The 16,998-nt window shown below is 35.1% G+C and carries 15 protein-coding genes and 1 tRNA gene; 6 read left to right on the top strand and 10 right to left on the bottom strand.

What is annotated here, in order from left to right; all coding sequences use genetic code 11:
• Window positions 1–5: 5 nt before the first annotated feature.
• Together CQA38_RS05450 and CQA38_RS05455 are read left to right on the top strand one after the other, a co-directional pair.
• Complete coding sequence (locus CQA38_RS05450; RefSeq protein WP_137632990.1) at window positions 6–1,817, top strand: menaquinone biosynthesis decarboxylase; 1,812 nt, start codon at window positions 6–8, stop codon at window positions 1,815–1,817.
• A 252-nt stretch (window positions 1,818–2,069) separates the two neighbouring features.
• On the top strand, window positions 2,070–4,382 hold the full coding sequence (locus CQA38_RS05455; protein ID WP_137632991.1) for a TonB-dependent receptor: 2,313 nt from the start codon (window positions 2,070–2,072) through the stop codon (window positions 4,380–4,382).
• A gap of 183 nt (window positions 4,383–4,565) precedes the next feature.
• Here CQA38_RS05455 and CQA38_RS05460 read toward each other — a convergent pair whose 3' ends face one another.
• From CQA38_RS05460 to CQA38_RS05490, 7 genes are read right to left on the bottom strand one after another with little or no spacing between them, the layout of a single operon-like run.
• A complete protein-coding gene (locus CQA38_RS05460; protein WP_137632992.1) occupies window positions 4,566–4,832 on the bottom strand; it encodes a FlhB-like flagellar biosynthesis protein in 267 nt (88 codons plus the stop codon).
• A gap of 1 nt (window position 4,833) precedes the next feature.
• Window positions 4,834–7,224 carry a flagellar hook-length control protein FliK gene (locus tag CQA38_RS05465; RefSeq protein ID WP_137632993.1) on the bottom strand — a complete coding sequence of 797 codons (2,391 nt, stop codon included), beginning with the start codon at window positions 7,222–7,224 and terminating at the stop codon, window positions 4,834–4,836.
• Window positions 7,217–8,371, bottom strand: a complete 1,155-nt coding sequence (locus tag CQA38_RS05470; protein ID WP_137632994.1) for an MFS transporter — start codon at window positions 8,369–8,371, stop codon at window positions 7,217–7,219. The genes CQA38_RS05465 and CQA38_RS05470 overlap by 8 nt, the downstream gene beginning before the upstream one ends.
• Window positions 8,368–8,874, bottom strand: coding sequence for a hypothetical protein (locus CQA38_RS05475; RefSeq protein WP_137632995.1), 507 nt, complete (start codon window positions 8,872–8,874; stop codon window positions 8,368–8,370). The genes CQA38_RS05470 and CQA38_RS05475 overlap by 4 nt, the downstream gene beginning before the upstream one ends.
• On the bottom strand, window positions 8,871–9,179 hold the full coding sequence (locus CQA38_RS05480) for an AtpZ/AtpI family protein (protein WP_137632996.1): 309 nt from the start codon (window positions 9,177–9,179) through the stop codon (window positions 8,871–8,873). Before CQA38_RS05480 ends, CQA38_RS05475 begins: the two co-directional genes overlap by 4 nt.
• Window positions 9,176–10,450, bottom strand: coding sequence for a glutamate-1-semialdehyde 2,1-aminomutase (gene hemL, locus CQA38_RS05485; RefSeq protein ID WP_137632997.1), 1,275 nt, complete (start codon window positions 10,448–10,450; stop codon window positions 9,176–9,178). The genes CQA38_RS05480 and hemL overlap by 4 nt, the downstream gene beginning before the upstream one ends.
• The gene (locus tag CQA38_RS05490) at window positions 10,447–10,785 is read right to left on the bottom strand and encodes a c-type cytochrome (protein ID WP_137633092.1); all 339 of its coding nucleotides are present in this window, start codon (window positions 10,783–10,785) and stop codon (window positions 10,447–10,449) included. Before CQA38_RS05490 ends, hemL begins: the two co-directional genes overlap by 4 nt.
• A 103-nt stretch (window positions 10,786–10,888) precedes the next feature.
• Between CQA38_RS05490 and folD the strand changes: the two genes are divergently transcribed.
• Both folD and lepB read left to right on the top strand, forming a co-directional pair.
• Window positions 10,889–11,743, top strand: a complete 855-nt coding sequence (gene folD / locus CQA38_RS05495) for a bifunctional methylenetetrahydrofolate dehydrogenase/methenyltetrahydrofolate cyclohydrolase FolD (protein WP_137632998.1) — start codon at window positions 10,889–10,891, stop codon at window positions 11,741–11,743.
• An 85-nt stretch (window positions 11,744–11,828) separates the two neighbouring features.
• Window positions 11,829–12,677 carry a signal peptidase I gene (gene lepB, locus CQA38_RS05500; protein ID WP_137632999.1) on the top strand — a complete coding sequence of 283 codons (849 nt, stop codon included), beginning with the start codon at window positions 11,829–11,831 and terminating at the stop codon, window positions 12,675–12,677.
• A gap of 168 nt (window positions 12,678–12,845) precedes the next feature.
• Here the strand turns inward: lepB and CQA38_RS05505 are convergent, their stop codons facing one another.
• The 3 genes from CQA38_RS05505 to CQA38_RS05515 form a co-directional block, all read right to left on the bottom strand.
• Complete coding sequence (locus CQA38_RS05505; RefSeq protein ID WP_137633000.1) at window positions 12,846–13,313, bottom strand: hypothetical protein; 468 nt, start codon at window positions 13,311–13,313, stop codon at window positions 12,846–12,848.
• A 172-nt stretch (window positions 13,314–13,485) separates the two neighbouring features.
• A tRNA-Leu gene (locus CQA38_RS05510) sits at window positions 13,486–13,571 on the bottom strand.
• A 35-nt stretch (window positions 13,572–13,606) separates the two neighbouring features.
• Window positions 13,607–13,945 carry a F0F1 ATP synthase subunit C gene (locus CQA38_RS05515; protein ID WP_137633001.1) on the bottom strand — a complete coding sequence of 113 codons (339 nt, stop codon included), beginning with the start codon at window positions 13,943–13,945 and terminating at the stop codon, window positions 13,607–13,609.
• 276 nt (window positions 13,946–14,221) lie between these two features.
• Between CQA38_RS05515 and CQA38_RS05520 the strand changes: the two genes are divergently transcribed.
• Window positions 14,222–15,571, top strand: a complete 1,350-nt coding sequence (locus tag CQA38_RS05520; RefSeq protein ID WP_137633002.1) for a sodium-dependent transporter — start codon at window positions 14,222–14,224, stop codon at window positions 15,569–15,571.
• A 20-nt stretch (window positions 15,572–15,591) separates the two neighbouring features.
• Window positions 15,592–16,929 carry a sodium-dependent transporter gene (locus tag CQA38_RS05525; protein ID WP_137633003.1) on the top strand — a complete coding sequence of 446 codons (1,338 nt, stop codon included), beginning with the start codon at window positions 15,592–15,594 and terminating at the stop codon, window positions 16,927–16,929.
• Window positions 16,930–16,998: the final 69 nt, after the last annotated feature.

Raw genomic sequence — 16,998 nt, forward strand, 5'->3', positions numbered from 1 at the left:
AAATAATGCAAAAATTCATTAAAATTTTAGAAGAAAATAACTTACTTAAAGTCATATCAGATCCAATCGATACAGAACTTGAAATGGCTCATATTGCCTATATAGAAGCCAAAAAAGGCGAGGAAGGTAAGGCTTTGCTTTTTACCAATGCTATCAATAGAAAAGAAAACAAAAACTATGAATTTAATGTGCTAATGAATACTTTTTGCAATAAAAAAGCCCTTCATCTAGCCTTTGGCAAGGATTATGAAGAAGTAGCAAGCGAAATAGCAAGTCTTTTAAAGCTTCATATCCCTACGAATTTTGGCGCAAAGCTTGACTTTTTTAAAACCCTTTTTAGCCTTAGAAATGTCCCACCAAAACGCGCTAAAAGCTTGCAAGCAGACTTTAAATTTAAAACCCTAAAAAGTCTTGATGAACTGCCTATCTTAAAAACTTGGAGCAAGGACGCTGGCAAGTTTATCACTATGGGACAAGTTTATACTCAAAGCCTTGATGGCACGCAAAATAACCTTGGTATGTATCGCTTGCAAGTTAGCGCTCAAAATGAGCTTTTATTTCACACTCAAATTCACAAAGACAGCACACATTTTTTTAACGAATACAAAAAAGCTGGCAAAAAAATGCCTGTAAGCATAGCTATAGGCGGTGATCCACTTTATATTTGGTGCGCTCAAGCTCCTTTACCAAAGGGAATTTTTGAGCTTTTACTTTATGGTTTTATCAAAAAACACCCAGCCCAACTCGTAAAATGTGAAAGCAATGAGCTTTTCGTCCCAAAAGATAGCGATATAGTCATCGAAGGCTTTGTGGATACGAATGAATTTAAGCTTGAAGGTCCTTTTGGCGATCATACTGGCTTTTATACTCCAGCTGAGCTTTTTCCGGTGATTAAGGTTGAGAAAATTTTTGCTAAGAAAAATGCTGTGTATCAAGCCACGGTTGTGGGTAAGCCTCCGCTTGAAGATAGGGTGATGGGGCTTGGCACTGAAAGGGTATTTTTGCCACTTTTGCAAACCACTACGCCTGATTTGATTGATTATAAAATGCCTGAAAATGGAGTGTTTCATAATCTCATCTTAGCAAAGATCAAGCCAAACTACCCAGCACACGCCCAGCAAATTATGCACGCTTTTTGGGGAGTAGGGCAGATGAGTTTTGTCAAGCATGCTGTTTTTGTCGATGAAAAAGCACCTAGCCTTGAGGATTACGAGGCTTTGATTTTACATATTTTAAACCGCTTTAAGGCTGAAAATTTGCTTATTAGTAGCGGGGTGTGCGATCAGCTTGATCATGCCTCGCCAAATGCTTGTTTTGGCGGAAAGCTTGGGCTTGATGCGACAAATGATGAGCTTAGCAAAGATGAGCTTGAAAAACTTGATGATGAGGCTTTACTTGAGCTTTTTAAGCAAGTTGATGAAAATATCACAGCCTTAAAGCAGTTTTTTATACAAAGTAAAAGTCCTATAACTTGCATTTTGGTGGATAAAAAAACAGCACATAAAGAACTTTTTGAAAAGCTTTTAAAACTTAAAAAGCATTTCAAAATTCTCATCTTTTTAGATACAAACAACCACCTAGAAAATCCATATATGCTCCTTTGGCGTGTGGTAAATAACATAGATGCGCAAAGAGACATTTTTATCAAAGATGAATGTGTGGGCGTTGATGCAAGTGCAAAAGGCGAACTTGAGGGCTATACAAGGGCTTGGCCTGAGCAGACGGATTGTGATAAAAGTGTGGTTGATGGCTTGATTTTAAGAAATATCATCAAGCAAGACAAAACTCTTTTTGATCAATTTGAGCTTTTTGAATGAGGAATTAGGCTAATTAAATTTTAAAAAGAGCAAGCGATCAGAGCTTGCTTTGTATTTATGATTAAATTTTTCACCTACACCATTACTACAAAAAATATATATTGATAAAATTTATTATTTTTAATATAATTTTAAGTTCTTATGATTTATCATTTTACTTTTGAAAATTTAAAGACAAAAAAGGGAGCAAAACAATGAAAAGAATTTGTCTTGGTTTAAGCTTGGCTGTAACGCTAGCTTTAGCTGAGAATAATGCTACACAGGGGGGGGGGGCTTACAAATACTGAAATACTTGAATTTGACAGCCTAGAAATCAGTGGATCACAGCTTAGTAACGAAGAGAAAGTTTTTACTCATGCTGGAGCTGTTTCTTCAAGAGAAGGCATTAATAATTCTACTCAAAGCCTTGATGATATTATAAGAGAGACTCCGGGTGCTTATACGCAAGTTGATCCTTCACAAGGTGGCGTTTCGGTTAATATAAGAGGTATGACTGGACTTGGCAGGGTAAATACCATGATCGATGGTGTGCCTCAAACCTTTTTTGGTACGAGTGAGGAACAAGGTAGGTATCATGGAGGTGGCAGGGTAAGTGGCACTTCTGCTTTTGGGGCTATGGTGGATCAAAATTTACTCGTTGGCGTGGATATTGAAAGGGGCACTTTTTCTGGGGCAAATGGTGGCAATGCCTTAATGGGAAGTGCAAATTTACGCACTATAGGTGTAAAAGATATAGTAAGTAAAAATAATATCTTTGGTGTAATGGCAAAGTATAGCTACGGCACAAATTCGCTAGGACCATCTTATATGGGAGCTGTGGCTGGAAAGTATGATTTTGATCTTGGCTATGTGGGCTTAATGTATGCTTATAGCGGGCGTAAGCTCTCACAAGGCTATAAGATAGGCGAAGATGAAACCACTATAGTCCCACCTGATCCAAATGATCCAAATAGTTCCATTTATGCTTTTAATCCCCAAAGTCTTACTCAAAAGCCTGTAAATCAGCTTGCTAAACTTGAATTAGCCTATAAAACGCATTCTTCTACTTTGCAGTATAGAAGATATGATAATAATCTAGCAGGTAGAAAATTAATAGGGAATAATTATCAAATCAATTACCGATATAATCCAAATGATATACTTGATATAAATTTAGCCCTCGCTCGAAATGAAGCAAGTCAGCATTACAATGAAAATGTAAAAATCATGAGTACTCCGGTAGGAAATATGAAAGGTATTACCTACAACACAGCCACAATGTTTAATCTTAGCAACACTATTACTTCAAATTTAAGTCAAAATCTTGATTTAAGGAGCACTTTTGGAGTAAATTTTATGAGTAATTCTTATTCTAAAAGCTTAGATTGGGATCAATCTTACAGCTCAAATGATGGCTCAACTGATATGCCCGGTTATTTTCAATACGGCTTTGCTCCAGATGGCAAGCAAAACATAAAAACTTTATACCTTGATAATGCTTTTAGCAGTAATTTTTGGGATTTTTCTTTGAATTTAAACTATGTATTTGCAGAGCTTAGCACTATAAGACAAGGTGTTTGTCAGGATTTTAATGCCTATTGTTCTCCAAAAGAAGCAGGGGCTTTTAAAAAGAATTTTAACAATTTTAATATCTCAAGTATGCTTGCAGCAAAAATTCATACTCTTTTTACACCTTTTGTGAGTTACTCAAGAACATATAGAATTCCAAATGTCCAAGAAATGTTTTTTTCAGGCACTTTTAATACTTCAAGTGATAATTTTCAAGATTTAAACACGGGCTTAAGACCTGAGCTAGCAAATACTTACCAGATAGGCTTTAACAGCTTTACTCAAGGCTTATTGTATGAAGATGATAGCTTTGGCTTTAAGGCGGTTTATTATTACAGCCATATAAAAGATTATATCTATAATCAAAATGTGATTAATAGTGATAATTTTGGACCTCCAAATTATGGTGAAAATGATTTTTTACTCCTACCTCTAAACACAAAGGCTATTTTTAGCGGTATTGAAGCTGAATTAAGATATGACATGGGCTTTTTTTACACAAAGCTTACTTACACGCACCAAAACACTGATAGGCAAGTTTCTCAAAGTGAAGCAAATGCTAATGGCTCTCAAGCTTCTCATATCAATTTGGCTCAATCACAATTTTCAGAACTACCAGAGGATTATGCTGTACTTGATTTAGGAACAAGGCTTTTTAATCAAAAGTTCATACTTGGTTCAAGAGCAACTTATACAGGTAAGATGAAAAGAATCGATCCAAGTGCTTTTATGCCAGATAATAACACAAGACCGCCAGCAAATACAGGTTGGCAAGAATTGTGGGCTATGGGTACTCAAGATTTACCAAGTCAGCCTATCATACTTGATCTTTATGCAAGTTTTGAGCCTTTTAGGAATTTCATCATCAAAGGAGAAATTCAAAATTTACTCGATGAAAAATACATAGACGCCCTAAATTCATATAACCAAACCATGAATAGCACAGCCGATCCTTTAGCTATGAATAATTACGCCAGAGGACGCACCTATGTGATGAGTTTTTCATATAAATATTAAATTAATGATTGTTTTTAAGCAATACATTCTTTATCTAAGTGCAGTAAAGCCACAATTAAGCAGAAGTTTTAAGTTTTTAAATTTGAAAATAACTTCATAAGAGTTAGATAAACAAAGATAAAAACTTTTATTGATGCCTAAAGTCTTTTGTGGCTTGACTTAAGATAGATTTTTTATGCACTTTTACTTTTTATTCGCCATTTGATAGATAAAGGCAAAAACTTCAGCCACAGCTTTATACATATTTGGTGGAATTTCATCACCCAAATCAAGCTTTGAAAGTATCTCAACTAAATCTTCATCTTCTTTGATAGGCACGCCGTGTTCTTTGGCTAGGCTTATCATTTTTGCTGCACTTTCGCCCTTGCCTGTGGCAAGGACTTTTGGGGCTTGATTGCTTGCTTGATTATACCCTAGGGCTACGGCTTTTTTGATCGAGCTTTTTGCCATTTTATGCCTTTTTGTCTATACCCATTTGCAAATCATAATCCCTTACACCAGCGTTTGTTTGATCAAATTTACTTCGCACTATATCGCCAACAAAGAAATTCGAGCTTAAAAGTCCGGCTTTATTTATCGCTCTTTTAAGCTCGTGAGCGTTTTCATAAATTCGTTTTCTAAATTCCTTATCTTCTGCCATGATATTAATGTCAATGTATTTTTCATTGTTTAAGGCTATGAGTATGTCAAGTTCGCCAAGTTTAGCAAACTCAAGCTTGATTTGAGCGAAAAATTTATCTTTCTTGCCCCTTTTAAATACAAGTTTTGAGTCGTTTAAATCCTCCCAAAAAAAAGGCAGATAAGTGTTTATGCTTTCATTGGCTAAGGACATGAGCTGGTTCATCTCAATTTGAGCTAAAAGGCGGTTAGCTTGATTAGCAATGGCTTCATTATCCGTGCTTTTGGCTAAATTTGAAACTTGCAAAAGCGTAGATTTTATATCACTTTTTAGCTCGCTCATCACTTCATGCTCGTTTTTTGTGGCAATTTGAGCCAAGTCCTTGCTCGCATTTTGCATTTTGTGTGTTAAATTTTTAAGCTCGCTTAAATTACTTTTGGCTTCACTAGCACCTAAGTCAAGTTGTTTGAGGCTTTCATTAAGTTTTCTATTTAAGGTGTTTATATCTTTGCTGAGTTGTTCAAGTTCAAGCATTTGGGTTTTTTCATTTGAAAAGACGAGGTTTTTTACCTTAGCTTCTAAATTTTGTATGGCTTTGTTGGCTTCACTAGCTTGTGTTTGTATCGTTTTTTCTGGTAAAGCTTGGGTGTTTTGTGTGTTTAAATTTGTGTTTGTTTGGGTATTTTGTGGATTTTTAGGACCTTCTTTTAGGGCTTGAGTCGCGTTTTCTTTTGGTATTTCTTTGGTATTTTTGCTGATTTCTTTGTTTAGATCTTTAGTTATATCTTTGTTTAAATCCTTACTTGCTTCATTTTTAACTCTTTCTTTAGCAGCTTCTTTTGGGTTTTCTTTAATGCCTTCTTTTCCTTCTTTAAGAGTTGTTTCTTGAGTATTTTCATCTAAGAGCGTTTCATCTTGAGTGAGCTTTTCTTTGTTTTGTTCGTTTGTATTTAGCTTTTCATTTGTGTCTTTGCTTTGGGTTTCATTTGTTTTTGAATTGCTGTCTTTGGGCTGAGTTTTTTCATCATTTTGATCAGTTTTTAACACTTCTTGCTCTTCATCTTGAAGAAGCTCTTGTGTGTTTTTATTGGTGTTTGAATCCTTATTGACTTCATTTTTTTGCGTAGTTTCATTTTTTTCATCTTTAAATTCTACATTTGATGAAGGAGCTTTAGGGCTTGTTTGTTCTTCTTTGACATTTGTTTCAACCTTAACAAAAGCGTTAAAACTTGGGCTTTTATCTTGAGTATTTTGGGTGTTTTGAGGCGTAAAAGGCTTAGCTTGAATGATGTCTTTAAGCGTTTCTTTAAGCTTCATAAAGCTTTGATTTAAATCTTTCAAAAAATTTGTATCTTTTAGGGCTAAATTTTGAGGTTTTGAAAGCTCTTGTTTGAATTGCGGCTCAAGTTTTTCAAGTTTTGAGAGTATATTATTGGCGATTTGGCTGAGTTTTTCTTGGGCTAAATTTGGATTTTTGCTGATATAAAGTTTAAAGTTTTCAAGTTTTGAACCAAGTGAAAGTAGGGTTTTAAAAGCACTTTCTTTAAGAAGGTTTGTATTTTCATTTTTTTGATTTTGTATGATGTTTTTAAGCTCATTTAAAGAGCTTTTTGCGTCAAGTTCTTTGCCAGCTAGGGCTATGATTTGAGTGGCTATTTTTGGGCTTGAAAGGGATTTTATAGTGTTTAAAAGGCTGTGAAAACTGCTTGGGAGCTGTTCTTTATTTAGCGCGTCTTTTAGCTTTGCTTCAAAAAATACGCCTGAGTTTTTAAACAAAGGAGCAAGATTATCAGCTTTCATTTGGCTTGCTGGCTTTAAAATTTGCTCTAGCTTTGCAAATAAATCCTTAAAAATTTCATTTTTTTTCATCTCATTAGCAAGAAATTTAAGCTCGTTACTAAAATTTGGAGCAAAATTAAGCTTTTCTCCTTGCTCGATGAGCTTTGAGCTGTCTTTAGTGCCAAGTTGATTTAAGAGCTTATTGACAAGTTCTTTAAGCTTTAAATTGAGCTCCTCGCTGTTTGTGCTAAGCTCTTTTGTGGGTAATGTGGTGTTTGAAAGTCCTAAATTTTTCTTTAAAGCCTCTGTTAGAGCTTCTTTTGAATTGCTTTTATCACTTGTAAGCTTATCGTTTTTGTTGTCAGTTTTTGAATCTGTTTTGTTTAAATTTAAATTATTATTTGTTTGAACAACTTGGCTTGAAACTACAGAGGGATTAATCATGATTTTTCCTTATATTTGGCTTATTGATCGCAAAAAGGATTAAAAAGCCCAAAGCACACAGATAAAAAAGTGTAAAGCCCTGATATGAAAAATACTGCATTAAAGCACCCAAAAGAGTAGGGCAGAGTAAAGAGCCAAGCGAGTAGCAAAAAAGCACCGAGCGGTTAAGCTCAACTAATTTGCTTTTATCCTCAAGCATATCATTAGCACGTGCTAAAGCTAAGGCATAAAGCGGTCCTATACCAATGCCAAGAAAAAAAGAAAGCAAGCACTGAATCACAAAGTCAAGTTTAAAACAAAAAAGCAATGTTGCAACACTTAAAGCAATACTTGCACACAAGATAATGGCAAATTTTCGTCCTATTTTATCAGAGATAAAGCCAACTCCAAGCTGTGCACTAAAGCTTCCAAGCATCATCGCAAACATAAAAATAGAAACCTGAGCCGCCTCAAAGCCTTGCAAAAGTATATACAAAGAAGACATTGAAAAAAAGCCATTTAAAAGCATACCAGCGATAAAACTTGTTACAAAAGCCAAAGGCACAAGATCAAAAACCTTAGGCAGTGAAATTTGACTTTGTTTTTGTAAAATAGGTTCTTTGATACGGATAAGATTTAAAGGCAAAGATGAAAACATAATGAGACAAGCTGAAATGATGAAAATTTCATATTTGTTTAAATTTAAAGCAAGAAGTAGGGTGCCACTACCAAGCGCAAGATAAAAAGTGATCTCATAAAGGCTTAAAACCCTTGAGCGATTAGCATTTTTTGCTTTATCATTAATCCATGATTCAATAAGCATTAAAAAAGCATAATAACAATACCCAAGCACCAGCCTTAAAATCGTCCAAAACCAAATCGCATCACTTATAGAGTGCAAGATAATGCAAATAGCAAAGCACGAGCCAAACACCCCAAAAGCCCTTATATGCCCTATCTTTGTAATGATTTTATGAGCGCTTATGGTGCTTAAAAGTGCGCCTAGAAAAAAGCAAGAATTAACAAGTCCTATACCAAAAGAAGAAACGCCAGCCTCTTTAAGGATCACGCCCACTGAAGAAACGATGAGCGCATAACCTGCAAAAACAAAGATCATCGAGATAAACAAAGCCCCAAGGCTTTTCATCGTTCTTTTATACGCACTCATTTTTTTCTAATCACCACTCCAAAACACAAAATGCCTATAAGTAAGGCAAAGATACCAGCAAATAAGCCAAAAATGCTTAAATATCCATTTTTTTGCAAAAATAAAAAAATAAGCACAAACACTATATACACAAGCATTTTTAAGGCACTAAAAAACCATAAAAAATTCTTAAATCTTGGTTTTAAATCGGCATTTGCGTCTAAAAATTTGACAAATACAAGCTTTTTTGGGGCTTTTTTATACCAAATACACAAGGGCTTTGGGCTAATGTTTAAGCTTTCAAGTTCTCTTAAAATAAGTTTTTTATAGTTTAAATACGAGCTTAAAAAGATAAAAAAAGCTCCAAAAAAGCTTAATTCAAAGCTTAAAAAAAGAGCCAAGCTTAAGCCCTTAAAAGCAAAGCTTATAAAAAGCACAAGCAAATGAAAGCATAAAAGGCTTATAAAAAGCTTGTTTTTTTGCTGTATAAAAGCTTGTTTTGCAAGGCTTGAAAGCTCATTCATCGATCAAATTTACCCTCATCAAAATCCTCATCATCTTCTTTTGAGTCTTTAGGAGCATAACGCACTCCATCTTTAAACTCCTCATAGCTTGCTACTTGGGCTTTATAGGCTTTATATACATTTAAAATCGCTGCTGCTACGCCTATAAATACGCCTAACCAAAAAAGCCAGCTTATACCTGTGTATTTTTTAAGCAAATACCCTAAGCCAACTCCTATAAGCACAGCCACAACCATAGAAATTCCAAGACTTAAGCCATCAGCTGCTTCTATGCCTTTTTTGATAAATTTTGCTCTTTTGCTCATAGACTTTTAAAGCTTTCATAGGCTTTTTCACACACTTCATCGATAAGTTTTTTATCCATTTTATCGCAGATAAAGCCTGTTTCAAACTGAGAGCAAGCCAGATAAACGCCTCTTTTTAGCATAGCTTGATGAAATTTGGCAAAAAGTTTAAGATCGCTTTTTGAGGCGTCTTGATAGTTTAAAACCTCATTTTCATTAAAGAAAAAGCCAAACATAGAACCAACACAAGTTGTTTGCAAGGCTATGCCTTTTGAGTTTGCACCTTCTTTAAAGCCTTTCATCAGCCTTGCGCCAAGATCTGCAAGCTTAGTATAAAGCATTTTATCTTTCATCGCTTTTTTTAGGCTTGCTATACCAGCTGCCATGGCTAAAGGATTACCACTTAGCGTTCCTGCTTGATACACTCCACCCAAAGGACTTAGCAAATCCATAATCTCAGCCCTACCAGCAAAAGCAGCCGCAGGCAAGCCTCCGCCTATAACCTTACCAAAGGTTACAAGATCAGCCTTTATGCCATTTATGCCAAAAGAGCCTTTTAAGCTTGCTCTAAATCCACTCATCACTTCATCAAAGATCAAAAGCGTGCCGTGTTTTTTGCAAAGCCTAGCAAGCTCTTCTAAAAACTCAGCCTTTGCTGGCACAAGCCCCATATTTCCAGCGATTGGCTCGATGATAACACAAGCTATATCTTTGTGTGTATCAAAAAGAGCCTCAACGCTTTTTATATCATTATAGCTTGCTACCAAAGTGTATTTAGCTAAATCTTTTAAAACCCCTAAAGAGCTTGGGGTATTAAAAGTAGCCAGGCCAGAACCAGCACTTACTAGTAAAGAATCGCTATGTCCGTGATAGCAACCTTCAAATTTTAAGATTTTATCGCGTCTTGTAAAGCCTCTTGCAAGGCGAATGGCACTCATTGTTGCTTCTGTACCACTGCTTACAAAGCGGATCTTATCAAGATGTTTAAAATTTTCTAAGACAAGTTTGGCAAGCTGTGTTTCTAAAAGGGTTGGTGCTCCAAAGCTCGTGCCTTTTTTCAAGGCTTTTTCACAAGCCTTTGTAATGTCTTTATCACAATGTCCAAAGAGTAAAGGTCCCCAGCTTTGCACAAAGTCTATATAGCTTTTACCTTCTATATCGCTGATAAAAGCTCCTTTTCCCTTATCGATAAACAAAGGATTTGAACCCACCGCACTAAAAGCACGAACAGGCGAATCAACCCCACCAACGATAAGCTCACAAGCTTGTTTAAAGGCTTTTTTATTTGTCATTTTTTCTCCTTGTTAAGTTCTTGTATGTAATTATAAAGCGTAATAATCTCACTTGGTGTAAGCGAATAAGTAGGCATTATGCTTTTTGTATTTTTATCCTCAAGCAAAGCCTCTTTAAATGCTTCAAAGCTTAAATTTTGTATGCTTGGCACGATGAAAGGCTCTTTCTCGCCTTTTTTGGTATAATAACCTAAAACCTGCGAAGCCCCATCGGCTCCGTGGCATTCTTTGCACGATATGCCACGAGGATTTTCATAGAGCATTTTTGCATATTCTTTTAAAGTGATAAAGTCTTCAGCCAAAGCAAAGCTTAGCCCAAATACACATAAAATCATAAGTTTCAATTTTTTTACCTTTATTGTCTATCTTTAATGAAAAAAAAGTTTTATTATGATACAATTTTTTTTATAAAAAAAGCTATAAATTCAAGGAAAAATGATGACTTTACTTGACGGAAAAAAAATCAGCCAAGAACTCAAAACAGAAGTAGCAAATGAGGCTAAAAAGCTTAAAGAGCAAGGGATAGAGCCTTGTTTGGCTGTAGTTTTAGTAGGCAATGATCCAGCAAGCAATACTTATGTAAATAACAAAGCCAAAGCTTGCGAGGCGTGTAAAATAAAGTCTTTGGTTTATAAGCTCAATGAACAAACAACACAAAATGAGCTTTTAGCTCTTATTAATACTTTAAATTATGATGATAGCATTGATGGAATTTTAGTGCAACTTCCCTTGCCAGCTCATATCAACAAAAATATAGTGCTTGAAAGTATCAATTCAAACAAAGATGTTGATGGCTTTCATCCCTTTAATGTAGGCTGTTTGAACTCAAATTTAAAAGGTGGATTTGTTGCTTGCACTCCACAAGGCGTGATTCATCTTTTAAAAAGCTATGGTATAAAGTTAAGTGGGCTTGATGCTGTGGTTATAGGAGCTTCAAATATAGTAGGACGCCCTATGGCAACCTTGCTTTTAAATGAAGGAGCAAGTGTAAGTATCTGTCATATCAAAACAAAAGATTTAAGTTTATATACCAAAAGAGCCGATTTAATCGTCGTTGCGGCTGGGTGTGCTAGGCTTTTAAAAGCCGATATGGTAAAAGAAGGCGTAATCGTTGTTGATGTAGGGATAAACCGCGTTAATGATAAGCTTGTGGGCGATGTGGATTTTGAAGAAGTCAGTAAAAAAGCAAGCTTCATCTCACCAGTTCCAGGCGGTGTGGGTCCTATGACTATAGCTATGCTTTTGAAAAATACCATCAAAGCAGCTAAAAACCGCGTTAAATTTGAAAATTAAGCGTTCATTTGCTTGTTTAGTTTAAAATGCAACTTTCAAATTCGCAAAACAGCTTCTAAGATAAAAGCTTATTTTAAGGAAAAAAATGCAAAAACTTAAGAGTCTTCATAAATTCTCACAATCTTGGACAGGCACAATTATCATCGTTTTGCTCGTGATTTTTTTCTTTATTCAAGCTTTTACTATACCGAGTGGCTCGATGAAAAATACGCTTTTGGTTGGGGATTTTTTATTTGTAAAAAAATTTAGTTATGGTTTGCCAACTCCGCATATTCCTTGGGTTGAAGTGCCTATTTTACCAGATTTTAACGGCGATGGACATTTGCTTCGTGGTAAAGAGCCTCAACGCGGTGATATAGTCGTCTTTCGCAATCCGCTTGATCCAAAAGTTCATTTTGTTAAACGTCTTGTGGCAAAGGGTGGTGATGAAGTTGTGATGGTTGGTTCGACTTTGTATGTTAAGATGAGCGAGGGTGATGCATATATGAAACAAAACTATGCAGATAGTATCGTTTATATTCAAAATCAAATTTTTGTTAAAGAACCTTACAAACAAAAAGGCATACATACTGATGAGCGAGTGGATATGGAGGCAACTTATAATCTTTATCTAAGCAGAAATGCCTTTGCTATGCAACCTGTTGTTTTATCAGGTTTTGGTGAAGTGGGTGCGAATGGGGCAAATGCGTATTATTATGCTGTGCCTCAAGATGAGTATTTTATGATGGGTGATAATCGCGATCATTCAAATGATAGTCGGTTTTGGGGTTCTGTGCCTTATAAGCTTATCGTTGGCACGCCTTGGTTTACATATTTTTCTTGGGATGAGAACAAAAATATACGTTGGGAGAGGATAGGACGCTTTGTCGATACTTTGGAAAACAATGAGCAATATATCCACCACGAAGAAAGCAAAATAGGAGCTTTGGAGTAAAAACATTCTTTGTTTTTGTTTCTTTGTTTGCTTCATTTATCATTGCTGATTTTATACCACAAAGCTTATTTTGGTTTTTTAGACATTATTTTTTTGATGTCAAGATATTTTTATCAGCCTTGGGTATCTTGCTATAAAAGGCATATCATAGCCTTAAAAAATTTGATTTTAGGCTTCAAAACTCAAGCCATCGCTATCGCCTAAGATCTTTTGAAGCTCGGCAATCTGTGCCATGAGAACGACGATTTGCGAAAGGAGCTGCATTTTAAGCTCCATATCACTTGTTTTTTCAAGTTGTTGTTGAAGCATTTCTAGTTGTTCTTTGAGTTTATCTAGGGCATTTTTTTCTTTTTGATCATCTTCTTTGCTACTTGTTGTCTGGCTCAACTTTTCAGTTGCCTCAGCACTTATATTTTTTATGATATCGCTTGAAGAACTTTCTTGAGTAGAATTTGAAGCATTTTCACTTTTTGTTTGTTGCTTGTTATTTTGAGAATTTGCGAGTGTGTTTGCTGTATTTAAATTCGCATTATCTTGCTGTGCTTGAGCGTTTTGTTTATCTTTTTCCTCATTTTGTGTAGCGACAGGTTTTGAAAATGTGAAATTTAAACCTGCATTGTAAGAATTAATTGTCATTGTCTTGCCTTAAAATTTATTTTCCATTCACAAAATCGGCAAAATTTAAATATTTTTTAGTCTTTTTTTGATTTTAAATAAAAATGTTAAAGTTAAAACAAGCTTTGCAAACAATGAGTAAGCACAAAGAAGCAGTATTATAATTATAAAAGGAAATCTAAGATAGATAAAATGGTGCGGTTAGCGAGATTTGAACTCGCACACGCGAAGCGCACTACCCCCTCAAGATAGCGTGTCTACCAATTCCACCATAACCGCATGGAATAAAAGCCTCTAAAGAAGAGGCTTAATTTTTAAGCAAAAGCGATAAAAGGATTTGCATAAAGTGCGATAAGAGCGATAACAAGAGCGTAGATAACTTGAGCTTCTATCATCGCAAGGGCGATAAACATTGTTGTCATTAATTTTCCGCCAAGACCTGGATTTCTTGCTGTTCCAGCTATAGTTGCTGCAGCAGTATGTCCCATACCAATAGCCCCACCAAGAGCAGCAACGCCTAGTCCTAAGCCAGCTGCAAGCACTGAAAAGGCTTTAATCCATACATTCATAGACTCTTGTTCAACAGGAGCACCTGTTGTTTCAGCCAAAGCTACACTTGCTAAAGCAAGCACTAAAAAAACGATTTTTTTCATATTTTCTCCTTTAAATTTCAGCTTTTTAAAACTAGTTCGGCTTGCGTATCCCTACTTAGAGCTTTAAAAATCTGTTTTAAAATCGTATCTTAACCTTTTTAAGCTTTAATTTTGTTTAAAATAAAATCCAAAAGCCAGCTATTTTATAAGCATTGTGAAAAATTTTACCTTTTATTATCAAATATCAAAAAATAAGCATTTTATCAAGCATTTAAACAAGTTTTTAAGTATTTTTAGCTTTAATTTTGACATTATAAAATTTAAAAAGGCTTAACCTTGAATTCGAAATTCTCAAAAATCGGCTTTGTTTTAGCCGTGGCTGGATCAGCAGTTGGACTTGGAAATGCGTGGAAATTTCCTACTTTGGTTGGACAAAACGGAGGTTCTGCTTTTATTTTGCTATATTTATTTTTAACGCTTTGTGTTGGCTTTGTGGTGTTTTTAGCAGAGCTTAGTATAGGAAAGTTAAGTGAAAAAGATCCAGTAAATGCGTATAAAACCCTTGCTCCAGAAGGTAAAAAAGCATGGGCTTTAGCTGGTTTTACTATGCTTGGAGCGATTTTGCTTGTTTCTTTTTACTCTTTAGTCATTGCTTGGATTGTCAAATACGCTGTTTTTAGTGCCGTAACCTTACCAAGTGATATTCAAAGTTCAACAAGCTATTTTGAAGAGCTTGTGGGTAATAGTCCTTGGCTTCAGCTTGCGTGTTTTACTTTTGTGTTTTTGCTTGTTTTTTATGTAGTGTCAAAGGGTGTTAAAAATGGTATTGAAAGGCTTAATGTCTGGATGATGCCAAGTCTTTTTATCCTGCTTGTGCTTATGCTTTTTTATGCTTTAAGCAAAGGTGGTTCTTTTCAAGCTTTTGAGTTTTTATTAAAGCCAGACTTTAGCAAGATCAGCGTTGCTTCTATACTTGATGCTTTAGGACTTGCCTTTTTTAGTCTTTCTTTGGGTGTTGGCACCATCATTACTTATTCAGCTTCTTTGCCTGATCGCACCAATTTCATCACAAGCACACTTTCTATCATCTTTATCAATATACTCATAGGCTTGATGATGGGGCTTATTGTTTTTACTTTTATTTTTGAATTTGGAGCTGATCCTACTCAGCAAGGTCCTGGACTTATTTTTATCTCTTTAGCTACGCTTTTTGCAAAACTTGGCGTGGTGGGGAATATTTTAGCTGTGTGCTTTTTTGTATCTTTGTTTTTTGCGGGTATTACAAGTGCGATTTCTATGATTGAGCCTTTTGCCTTTTATCTTATCAATACCTTTAAATTTTCGCGCCTTAAAGCTCTTGTATATATAGGCGTGTTTGTTTATATACTTGGCATTCTTTGCATACTCTCATCAAATCAAGCTACTGCTTTTACTTTCTTTGGTAATAAAAGCTTTTTTGATGTGCTTGATTATCTCGTGCAAAATATCATTATGCCAATAGGTGGGCTTTGTGCGGCGATTTTTGTAGGCTTTGTGGTGAAAAAAGAGGCTTTACAAATTCTTTTTGCACCTTGTATGAATAGCTTCTTCTTTGAACTTTGGTATTTTTTCTTGCGTTTTATCGTGCCATTTATCATTATACTTATCGCTATAAATTCCATTTATCCGCTCAAGCAGTTATTATGAGGCTTTTTGGATAAAAGCTTATGAGGATATATTTTAGCAAGATAGGTTTTATCCTAGTTGTAGCTGGCTCGGCTGTTGGGCTTGGAAATGCGTGGAAATTTCCAACCCTAGCCGCAAAAAATGGCGGTTTTAGCTTTGTGCTTTTGTATCTACTTCTTACGTTGACTTTAGGTTTGAGTGTATTTTTAGCTGAAATTGCTATGGGAAGGCTAAGTAGAAAAGACTTAGCTCATTCTTTTGAGAGTTTGGCTGTAAGAGGCGCGAGGTATTGGAAATTTGGCGGCATTTTTATGATAAGTGGCGTTTTTGTGCTGAGTTTTTACCTTGTGATTATGGGCTGGGTGTTAAAATATATGTTTTTTAGCCTTTTTTATCTACCAAAGGATATTATTCAAGCAAAAGCGGATTTTGATATGCTTTTAAGTCAAGATTTAACTTTGTCATTTTTGTGCTTTTTTGTCTCTTTTATACTCACTTTTGCAGTGCTTGCTCGTGGCTTGATTAAAGGTATAGAAAAGCTTAATGTTATCATTATGCCAAGTTTATTTCTTATGCTTTTGGCTATGCTTTTGTATTGCACGCAGTTTGAGGGTTTTAAACAAGCTTTTTTACACCTTTTTAGCCCAAATTTAAAGGTTTTTAGTTTTGATTCTTTGCTTGATGCGCTAGGACTTGCTTTTTTTACTCTGTGCCTTGGCATAGGCTGTATAGTCACTTACGCAGCAGCTTTGCCAAAGAAAGTGAATTTGCTTCAAAGCTCTATATTTGTAGTGTGTATCAATCTTTTTATCGCTTTGATGATGGGGCTTATCGTTTTTACTTTTATCTTTGAATTTGGATCTGATCCTAGCGTGCAAGGAGCTGGGCTTGTGTTTGTGTCCTTGATGAGCTTATTTAATCAGCTTGGTGTGTTTGGAAATTTTTTAGCCTTTTATTTCTTTTTGGCTTTGTTTTTTGCTGGCATTACAAGTGCGGTTTCTATGGTAGAACCACTTATCTTTTATCTTACACGCACTTTTAAGATAAGTCGTTTAAAAGCTTTGATGATGAGTGCTCTTGTGGTATTTGTGCTATCTATAGCGTGTATTTTATCTTTTAATGCTTCTTTTTCTGCATATTTTAAGGTGTTTGAACTGAGTTTTTTTGATTTTTTGGATAAACTCACTTCAAATTTTTTACTTCCTTTAGGGGTATTTTGTATAAGTATTTTTGTAGGATTTTTTGTCAAAATAAGTCAAATTTACAGACTTTTTAGCTCTTTTATGAGTAGAAAAATGTTTAAATTTTGGTTTTTTGTATTGCGTTTTATCACGCCTTTTGCTATTATTTTTATAAGTTTTTATAATTTTTTTGTGTAATTTATAAAAAACTCATCAAAATTTAAAGTTGATTTGTTAAAATTTACTTTTTGCAAGAAGGAGAGAAAA

The organism is Campylobacter sp. MIT 12-5580 (genome assembly GCF_005406235.1).
Lineage (GTDB): Bacteria > Campylobacterota > Campylobacteria > Campylobacterales > Campylobacteraceae > Campylobacter_D.

Bases quoted from the DNA above. Each gene is read 5' to 3' on its own strand.
- CQA38_RS05450 (WP_137632990.1), top strand. From the start codon at position 6: ATGCAAAAATTCATTAAAATTTTAGAAGAAAATAACTTACTTAAAGTC.
- CQA38_RS05455 (WP_137632991.1), top strand. From the start codon at position 2,070: ATGCTACACAGGGGGGGGGGGCTTACAAATACTGAAATACTTGAATTT.
- CQA38_RS05460 (WP_137632992.1), bottom strand. From the start codon at position 4,832: ATGGCAAAAAGCTCGATCAAAAAAGCCGTAGCCCTAGGGTATAATCAA.
- CQA38_RS05465 (WP_137632993.1), bottom strand. From the start codon at position 7,224: ATGATTAATCCCTCTGTAGTTTCAAGCCAAGTTGTTCAAACAAATAAT.
- CQA38_RS05470 (WP_137632994.1), bottom strand. From the start codon at position 8,371: ATGAGTGCGTATAAAAGAACGATGAAAAGCCTTGGGGCTTTGTTTATC.
- CQA38_RS05475 (WP_137632995.1), bottom strand. From the start codon at position 8,874: ATGAATGAGCTTTCAAGCCTTGCAAAACAAGCTTTTATACAGCAAAAA.
- CQA38_RS05480 (WP_137632996.1), bottom strand. From the start codon at position 9,179: ATGAGCAAAAGAGCAAAATTTATCAAAAAAGGCATAGAAGCAGCTGAT.
- hemL (WP_137632997.1), bottom strand. From the start codon at position 10,450: ATGACAAATAAAAAAGCCTTTAAACAAGCTTGTGAGCTTATCGTTGGT.
- CQA38_RS05490 (WP_137633092.1), bottom strand. From the start codon at position 10,785: ATGATTTTATGTGTATTTGGGCTAAGCTTTGCTTTGGCTGAAGACTTT.
- folD (WP_137632998.1), top strand. From the start codon at position 10,889: ATGACTTTACTTGACGGAAAAAAAATCAGCCAAGAACTCAAAACAGAA.
- lepB (WP_137632999.1), top strand. From the start codon at position 11,829: ATGCAAAAACTTAAGAGTCTTCATAAATTCTCACAATCTTGGACAGGC.
- CQA38_RS05505 (WP_137633000.1), bottom strand. From the start codon at position 13,313: ATGACAATTAATTCTTACAATGCAGGTTTAAATTTCACATTTTCAAAA.
- CQA38_RS05515 (WP_137633001.1), bottom strand. From the start codon at position 13,945: ATGAAAAAAATCGTTTTTTTAGTGCTTGCTTTAGCAAGTGTAGCTTTG.
- CQA38_RS05525 (WP_137633003.1), top strand. From the start codon at position 15,592: ATGAGGATATATTTTAGCAAGATAGGTTTTATCCTAGTTGTAGCTGGC.